5 protein-coding genes are annotated in these 8,447 nt (G+C 64.6%); all 5 read right to left on the bottom strand.

What is annotated here, in order from left to right:
• Positions 1–1,046: 1,046 nt before the first annotated feature.
• Positions 1,047–1,952, bottom strand: coding sequence for a hypothetical protein (locus tag AABA78_RS27115; protein WP_338267194.1), 906 nt, complete (start codon positions 1,950–1,952; stop codon positions 1,047–1,049).
• Between the two features lie 457 nt (positions 1,953–2,409).
• Positions 2,410–2,964: a hypothetical protein gene (locus AABA78_RS27110; RefSeq protein ID WP_338267192.1), complete on the bottom strand. Its 555-nt coding sequence runs from the start codon at positions 2,962–2,964 to the stop codon at positions 2,410–2,412.
• 394 nt (positions 2,965–3,358) lie between these two features.
• Positions 3,359–4,693, bottom strand: a complete 1,335-nt coding sequence (locus AABA78_RS27105; protein ID WP_338267189.1) for a hypothetical protein — start codon at positions 4,691–4,693, stop codon at positions 3,359–3,361.
• A complete protein-coding gene (locus tag AABA78_RS27100; RefSeq protein WP_338267187.1) occupies positions 4,690–6,885 on the bottom strand; it encodes a hypothetical protein in 2,196 nt (731 codons plus the stop codon). The genes AABA78_RS27105 and AABA78_RS27100 overlap by 4 nt, the downstream gene beginning before the upstream one ends.
• Positions 6,875–8,326, bottom strand: coding sequence for a hypothetical protein (locus tag AABA78_RS27095; RefSeq protein ID WP_338267185.1), 1,452 nt, complete (start codon positions 8,324–8,326; stop codon positions 6,875–6,877). Before AABA78_RS27095 ends, AABA78_RS27100 begins: the two co-directional genes overlap by 11 nt.
• Positions 8,327–8,447: the final 121 nt, after the last annotated feature.

Raw genomic sequence — 8,447 nt, 5'->3', positions numbered from 1 at the left:
TCGACGAGATGACCGAGCTTCAGAATGCTCTGCGCTCGGGGCTGGGCTACTACCGCGCCCGGCCCCAAGCAGTGCTCAGTCTTCTCGGCTCACTCTGGAGCCCGACTCAATCAGCCGAGGCGTGAATCAGAGAAAAGCCGAGAGCGAGTTCGCGCAGGGCTTCATTCGGGGAGCTACTTGAAGGGCCCTACCAACTAGTAGGGCCCTTTTTGTTTAACAAGGGCCTCGCGATGACATCGCGGGGCCTTCGTGCTTAAGCCCCTGAATCCCAAGGGATTCTGGCTCGCGGTGACGAAGAGGGCGCTCTCGGCTCTCGCCAACGCAGAGCAAGACACCCCCTCTTCTCCACCGCCGATTGGGCTCTCTAGAGCGCTCTTTCCCCCGTATTGGGGAGAGAGAGGCCGAGAGTGGTTAACAAGTGCTGTTAACTTCTGGGGAGGCGGTTAACAACATTCCCCTGGAGACCCGCTCTTTCCGCTCTGGAGTTTCTGAAAAGGCGTCACTCTCTGCTTTTGGGTTTCGTCTCTTACCTGCTTTGCTGGTCCCGAAGGAGGCAAAGCAAGGCCGGCGGGGCCCTCCCAATCAATACCCAAAGTGAAGGCGCTTTCAGGAGGCCTCTGATCCAACCGCCTCCGCTTCCCTTCACCGGGCCCTCGACCCTCCGCGCGAGGCAGACAGCTTTCTCTCGTCCCGCGCGCCTCCCGAGAGCCCCCGAGAGGGCCAAGACACCGCAGAGCCCAACCCTCGCGCCGCCGCCTCGTGGAGCTGCTGCGACCCATAGGAGCGCAGCAGTTCCTGCGCTCCCTGGCCCCATCGCGCAGCGCACCAGGGAAAGCCGCTCGCACGCGCCACGCACCAGCGTCCTGAGGAACGCCGGTTCGGTCCGGTTCACCTTCGGGGCTCCCCTCCGCACAGAGGCCAGGACCTGCCAAGGGCGTAGTCCATTCGCATGCCCATACGCCAGCCTCCATGCCTTCCTCCCTCGCAGGGGCGATGCCGAAGATGCATAGCGGCGTGCCTCTAAGCTCACGTCAAACAAGTGCTAGCTATGCTCGACCTTTAGACACCTCTGCGAGACGCTTTCTCAATGCGGACTCATCGAAAAACTCGACCCACATTGACTTTCCATCAGTAATTCCGCCCACCCAATACACATACCCTCCTTGACCAACATACCTTTCATCAAGCAGGTACATACCGGCCAAACTCGAGTACTTCATCATCAGATCAAAGTGGGCATTGGCAGCCATACAAACGACTGCCGCCACCCCAAGCTCTGACTTGGGCAGGTCTCTGAACTTACTATCACACTTACCTTCGACTCGGCGTTGCAATGCAGCCCGAGCTTGCTCGGGGTCTAGGCCTTCAAGTCTGACTACATGCCACGCCTCGACGTCGACATGCACAACATTACCATTGGACTGTCGAAACTGGATGTCCGCGTCCTTTTGGCCTTCGCCGATCTTGAGACCAAATCCGATGGGTTTGAATCCATTTGCTTGGTAGGTCTGCGCCAAGAAGGCTGTCGCCACTACAGACCAGATTTCAGGAGGATCAATGTTCCAAGCTGAATCAGTCCAAAGTGGCTCCAAAGTTTTCCGTACCCCTGGCACCGCACTAAAATCCCGAGCGAAGCCATCTAAGACTCGCAGTAGCGATTCCATGAGGGTTCTTGCCTTCAAATCCCGGTAGCCTGCTCCCGCCGCATGCACGCAGAGCGGGAGGTTTAGCGCATGCCAATAACGACTACCTTCCTTCCTCTTTGCAAAGTCAGCCATCCTGGCCACAGTAATTCCATACCTAGCGCCATGCGGCCAATCAGCAGGAAGACTTTTTTTCAAGGATTGGAAACAGGCAACGGTCGCAGACAGCGAATCATGCAGTTCCCTATCCGAGACTGAATTTTCGAATTCGACAGCATCGACGGTATCCTTCAGATAAGACTCGCTCACTTACGCCCTCACAGTGAAAGTCCTTCGTGGTCGCACAGGTCAGTGCAGGACTGCAGTACGGCCTACTGTATCCATACCTGCGCCTATCCAGAACTCGGGCACCGCGTCATGGGCGCACCAAGGCCCCGATGGGAAGGTCGTCAAGGCAGGTGAGCGAGGCGAGCACGAGGTCGTCGTCGACTCGCCCCACCTGCCAAGACAACGACTTCCGCGCGACGGGGGAGCCCTCCATGCCACACTATTTCGGACTGAAGGCAGCGTCAGGCCTCGCAGCTCTTGCGGTCTTTACGCGCCATCCACGATCAGCTCCCATTCATAGTCGCTCGACCTCTTCTCGGGACACTACCTCAAAGTGTAATCTCCTGAGCCGCAGCAACCGGAGAGCGACCTGAAGCACCAGACGAGGGGGCGAAGAATGTCTCAGCTATTGTACGCCACAATCCTAGCACTGGCCCTCTCAACAGGTGCGTACGCGCAAACCACGGCCGAGACGGAGCGACGCGAGAACCTGAAGATGTGCCTTGATGGCAGGTACCCGAACCTCTGCCACAAGGCTCTGCTGACCCAGTCGGAGCGCGTCCAGGTTGACGAAGCGGAGCGGCGCGAGAACCTGAAGATGTGTCTTGATGGCAGGTACCCGAACCTCTGCCACAAGGCCCTGCTGACCCAGACGGAACGCGTCCGGGTTGACGAAGCGGAGCGACGCGAGAACCTGAAGATGTGCCTTGATGGCAGGTACCCGAACCTCTGCCACAAGGCCCTGCTGACCCAGTCGGAGCGCGTCCAGGTTGACGAAGCGGAACGGCGCGAGAACCTGAAGATGTGCCTTGATGGCAGGTACCCGAACCTCTGCCACAAGGCCCTGCTGACCCAGACGGAGCGCGTCCAGGTTGACGAAGCGGAACGGCGCGAGAACCTGAAGATGTGCCTTGATGGCAGATACCCGAACCTCTGCCACAAGGCCCTGCTGACCCAGACGGAGCGCGTCCGGGTTGACGAAGCGGAACGGCAAGCAAATCTTACGAGTCCACAGCCGAACCGGAACTCCCAGGGCAGCAATGGAAGCAATCGTGGGGGACCTTCGCGCAGCCACGATGGATATGGCAACAGCGGCTGCGGGAGCCGCGGCGGCCCTGGCTGGCGCAGACCGGATGGCAAGTGCGCCAGTTGGCGTAATTAACACGTGTGCCTCCCAGAATCCGGACGCTAAGTCATGATTGCGTCAAGACTACATTCGGCAGGTCATCGAGGCGAGTGAGTGACATGCCGGTGCGACCATCGCCACGATGCAAAGTGTTGCACGTGCACCAACGAGCAGGAGCAGCCGGGCGGCTAAAGCGAAAGGGTACCCCTATGTTCTGCGACCTGCGCGCCAGACGCCGCCGTCAGGCTCGACCACGCCCCAGTCAGGGCCGGTACCGCTCTGCCTCCTTGAAGAACTGGGTGAGCGAGTACTCCAAGAGCGATTCGCGCGACTGCATGTACCTGCGGGCGCGGAGGAAGGGCAGCCAGACGCGCTTCCCAACGCGCACCTGGGACTCCTCCATTTTCGCCCGCAGCACCCACGTCCCGCCCAACCGCCGCACCAGCACGTCTCCTAGGTAGACGCCTAACGCCGGTGCGGTGTGCCCATCAATGAGCTGCCGCTCGTACCTCTCAGGGAAGTCATCCCTCCAGAAGTAGAAGTCCAAGTCCGTGAGAGACTCGGCCGTCTCGTCCATGATGGAGGGCACCTTGGTGTGTAGTGCAGCCATTAGACCTTCGGACAAGTCTCCGTAGGATTCGAGGACGCGCTCCGGATTCGCCACGTCCGATGGAAGGGCGACCGGCAGCCACTCTTCCGGCACAGGAGGCCGGAAGGCGTTGAACTCGGCGATCTTGCGTTGCCGCTCACTGATGGCGAACTCGTCCGTCAGCCGCGAGAGGAACGGCGCCACGTCGGGGTGGAAGCGCGACTCGACGGGTACGAGTGCGGCGCTCCTCTCCCGCAGCGTGCGCAACACCGTGTCGAAGTCGAGATCCGGCTGCAGGTGGACATGCGCGCGGGCCTGGGCCACACGCGATTCCTCACTGGCGAAGTCGGCGGCGGTGGGCCGTAGCACGAGGAGGACGGAGCCATTGGGAAGCTCCTCCACAAGGTGCGCAGGCGTCGAGAGCATCCGCTCTCGACCTACGCTCTCTACGAGTTTGGGACCGAAGATGTTCAGCCAGGACACTTCTTGAATCCTGTCGCCCCCATTCTCCTCTGAAGGGTCCACAGCGCTGTCAAGGCTTGAGCCTTCCGCCAGCTGATCCTCAGCTAGACTATTAGCTGTGGCGCCAGCAACAGGGTAATGAGAAGCCCAGGCGCGGACCATGCCCACAAACTCGCTGCAACGCACTGTCTCCCTGAAAAGCGATAGTGGCCGAACAGAGACCCAGACATACAATCTGGGGGCTGATGGCGGCAACGAGAGCCTAAGGGACATATCCAACACGGGCCACGTCGCACGAGAGAGGCCAACGGACATGCTTTTCTTTCCGCGCTTCTCGTCCAGCGCCTTCATGACGGAAACGCGGGAGTATGTGTACTTCCGCTTGCCTTCAACAACTTCCGGCATCCACGTGCCCGCGTGAGACTCAAGCGCCCTGAAAAAGGGCTCCAACGCCTGATTCAGGTCTACGGCCTGCTCGAAGGTAGCCTCAAAGGAGAGACGAAGACGGTCGTCGGTGTCAGGTCTGCGTTTCTCAGCTCCATTCATTGGGACGACACCTCCACTCCCTCTACTTCATTCTGAGCATCTCGCACGGCCGCTCGCGATGCTTTCGGATCCGCAGGCTTGAGCTTTCCGCCCTCATATATAAGGCGGACTCTTTGGATCTGTGCCGTCTGTTCGATTCCGGGGCGGCGGATGTTCAGGGTCTCCCCGTAGTACCTTAAGGCAGCGCTCGCGTCCTCGATCATTTGAGTCGTGAGTGCCTCGGCTCCGAGTTGCGAAAGATCACGACTCTTGAGGCTGAACGTCTCTACGCGTGGTGTCGCGCCAGCAGCGGGCCCATCTTCGATAACAAGCACGTCCGCGAAGCGAAGGTCCGCCTTCGCCACCCCCACGTGCGTCTCGATGCGCGGCTGGTCGAAGTCCCTGAGCCACCGCCGCTGCGCCCGGGGCAGGACCGCGTCCGCCTCCAGGAGAGCGACCATCATCCTCTCGAAGGCCAAGCCCCGAGCGTACCTGTCGCGCACGAGCCGGTAGCCCGCCCACTTCAGAGGCCCTTTCTCCGCAATCCCCTGCTTGATCTCTGCGGCCCGCGTCTCCAGGTACGTCACGTAGTCGTCCCAGAGTGGCCCCACTTTGACCTCGGTGGGAGCAGCCATCTGCAGGGCCTGGCGGTGCCTCGTCAGCACCACCGCGTTCATCGACAGGCGCTCTCCAGGGAACTCCGCCTCCAACTGCTTGAACTTCGCCTCCGCTACCTCAGCCGGGAGCCCTGCCGCCTCGGGAGGCACGGAGGGCCGAGTACCGCCCCTTCTCCCGGAGCCCCCGCCGGCGGACGCAGCACTCGGGGGCTCTCGGTACCACACCGCCAACGTGGCCTGTGCCTGAGCGACGTTGCCTCGCGCCTCGTACAGCGCCAGAGCGCCCGCCTCGCCCCACTCCCCCACCAGGATGGCTGCGCCCCGGTCCTGCTGGAGGTAGCGGGCCAACTCCCCAACAACGCTCTCCCCGACTCGCGCCTCCAACCTCTCCAGCACCGCCTTCAGCGACTCCACGCGGGACACCACCGCCTGGAGGCGAGCGCGCTCCAGACGGGAGACGCCAGCTTCACGAAGCGCGCGCGCTCCCTTCCCTCCCGCATACAGCCCCACCATGAGGGCCGCAGGCGCCAACTGCCGCGTGGCCTCCTCGAACTCCCCTTTGGCGAGGGAGGCCCCACCCTGCGCCGTCCCCGCCGCCAGATGGTAGAAGCCCAGCGGCACCCCGAAGGTGAGGGAGTCAAAGGACGCCAGGGCCACGTTGCCCGGCGCGAAGGCCCCCAGGAATTGGGCGTTCTCCACCTCCTCGTACGCAGCCCGGTAGGGCGGTGGGAGCTGCAGGGGCAGCGTGGACGCATCCACGCTCCGGCTTCCGCCGACGAGGGGAATGGAGGCCGCGACGTCGTCCGCGGCCCGCCCCAGCCCGCGCGCGATGTCGCCGCCGCGGAAGCTCCGCTCCGGGAAGTCAGCGAGGGCCATGCTTCGCTGCCTCAGCTCCTCGCGCACCACCTCCATGGCCCCCAAGGCGCGCTTCAGCAGCTTGTCCTCGGCCAGCAGGCGCAAGAGCTGCCGCACCTCGTCGTCGTGCGAGGTGTGCAGGACGAAGAGGGCGAGGACTTCCGCCTTGGCCAGGCCGTGCTTCTCCACGGCGGTGGAGAGGAAGGCCGCGCGCTTCTTGAGGAGGACGCGGGCAGCCTCGGCCTCCAGGGGGCCCAAGGCGCCCAGCCGAACGGCGTTCCAGTCCGAGAGGGCCTTCACCAGCCGGGGCATGTCCGCCTGGCGCTGCAAGGCCAGGAAGGCCGCGGGCGTGGTGCACGCCAGGAAGGGCGCCAGCACCTCGTCCTCCGAGTCCAGGTGCGGCCAGCCCGCGGGGACGTCCCCGCACACACCTGCCAGGGCCCCCACCACTCGCAGGGGCGCCGTTTCTCCTCCGCCGGGATTCGGGGGAGAGGGCGTGGCCCGGCGGCGGTGCAGAAGCGGTCCGTCCGCGGACTCCGCGTCGAAGTCCTCGGGCGCATCATCCTCGGGGAGACTCGCGACAGCACTGCGCCCCAAGGCCGCAAGGGGTGTCGCGCCCGAGACGGCAGCCAGGGTGCCTCCAGGGCCCGCCCGTGAGGGCAGCGAGGCACACCCCGACGTTAAGAGGGCCAGGGCCAGCACCAGGCCCACCACGCCGCACGGCAGTCGCTCAGCGCGCATTGTCCACCCCCAGCCCCACGGCCGCGAAGGCTCCCGGCCGCAGCGTCCCCTCCGGCGTGGGAAACAGCAGCGTGCCGCCCTGCCCCAGCGTGTAGAGGTTGCCTCCCAGGAAGCGCCACCGAGCCTCCCCCGAGACGAGGTAGCGCGCTCCCGGCTGTCCCATGGCCGTCGCCAGTCCGCCGACGCCCACCGTGAGATTGCGGTGGAAGAGCTGCGCCTCCACCCGCCCGTCCACGTCCACCCGGCCCCAGGAGAAGGCCTCCACTCCCAGGGAGAGGAAGAGGTGTCGTTGGCGCATGCCACTCAGCCGCACCGCGTCCCAACTGAGAATCACCTCCCCGTAGGCTGAAGCCCCTTCCGGGAAGGACGCCTCCGCCAGCGGTACCGAGGCCGGGCCCGCCACCTGGAAGCGCGCTAACTCGTAGTCCGGGCCGAAGGATCCCTGCCGGAAGCCTCCTCGCTGAAGGCGGGCCTCCAGGCGGGCCCGCATGTCCACCGTCGGCGTCAGCGCATCCACGCCCACGCCCGCCACCGCGCCCCAGGCCCCGCCCTCGCCTGGGCGTCCACCCCACCCGCCTAGCAGGTGCGCCTCCACCCTCTGGCCCTTGCGCCCGCGCCGCAGCACCACGGCGGTGGCGTCCAAGTGCGCCAGTGTCATGGGCCTCGCGGTGCCGCCCACCCGCCCCCAGTCATGCACCGCCGACAGCGCCAGCGTGTACCGCCCCGGGACAAGAGGCCGGCCGAAGAGGACGTGTTGCACGTCCAGGGCCACCTCCGCCCCCGCCAGGCGCGCGCTCAACACGTCCGAAGCGAAGGCCTCCGCGTACACCGGCCCCAGCGTCCCCGTCGCGATGACGCCGGCCGGGTGGTAGTCGGGGTTGACGCGGTTGCCGTAGCGCCGCACCAGGTGCCCGGACAGGAGAGAGTAGCCCTCCATCATCCCCAACCACACCGAGTTGGGCGTGTCCCCTCCCACCATGAAGAGGCGCACCACCTGCCCCCAGTCGGACAGCGTGTCCCAGTCCTCTTTCCTCACGAGGCCCGCGCCCTCTCCTCCGCCCCGCAGCCGCAGCCGCAGCCGCACCGGCGCACCGAGAATGAGGCGCACCGACTCCCCCTTCCCCAAAGCCACCATGGGCTCCACCTGTACGAAGCCTTCCGCGGTGCCCTCGCCCCTCCGAGGCAGCAACGTCAACGTCGCCGCGTCCATGCGCAGCAGGTTTGTCCACGGCGGTGTTGAGTCGGCCGTCGCGGACGCAGAGGCCTCCTCCTCGGGCTGAGCCTCTCCCTCTTCCCCCTCGCCGGAAGACTTGTCGGAGATGGCCTCCTCCAGCCTTCGCACGGTGGCGTCGAAGTCTTCTGGAGTGATGGCCTCCTGCGCCCCTCCGGCCCCGGGCAACAGCAGCAGCGAGACGGCGGCCCAACTCCAATGCATGCCCATCGACCCCTCCGTGGCAGGCCCCAGCAGGGGCGCTCAGCACAGAGGTTCTCTGTTCAGTCCGACAAGGCGGAGGACCGGGTGGGGCATTGCACTGAAAAAGTCACATAAGACCCGGCCTGCC

The organism is Corallococcus caeni (assembly GCF_036245865.1).
In the GTDB taxonomy this organism is placed as follows: Bacteria; Myxococcota; Myxococcia; order Myxococcales; family Myxococcaceae; genus Corallococcus; species Corallococcus caeni.
This window is presented reverse-complemented; position numbering and strand designations above follow the sequence as displayed.